Source organism: Vibrio sp. S11_S32 (assembly GCF_014694465.1).
In the GTDB taxonomy this organism is placed as follows: domain Bacteria; phylum Pseudomonadota; class Gammaproteobacteria; order Enterobacterales; family Vibrionaceae; genus Vibrio; species Vibrio algicola.
The window spans coordinates 1-204 of sequence record NZ_JAAUWS010000215.1 but is presented as its reverse complement, the minus strand read 5'-3'; the positions used below and the strand labels follow the sequence as shown (position 1 = coordinate 204).

At 37.3% G+C, this 204-nt stretch carries 1 protein-coding gene; it reads right to left on the bottom strand.

The window, feature by feature from the left end; all coding sequences use genetic code 11:
• A partial coding sequence (locus HC723_RS17295; RefSeq protein ID WP_190339988.1) for a transposase occupies positions 1-204 on the bottom strand: 204 nt, incomplete at both ends.

The window sequence follows — 204 nt, the reverse complement described above, 5'->3', positions numbered from 1 at the left end:
AATGCCCTTAAGGGCATTGAAAATATACGTTTTACCATAAGCGCTGTTGTTATTGCTAAATCACTGAAAATACGAGGTCTACCACGCAGCCCTTGTTTAGCTTCTTTCCATTCTTGGATAGCTTCTTCATCAATCCAGAAAGTCAGTGAACCACGTTTAATCAGTGATTGATTATATAACTTCCAGTTTTTGGTCTTATAACGA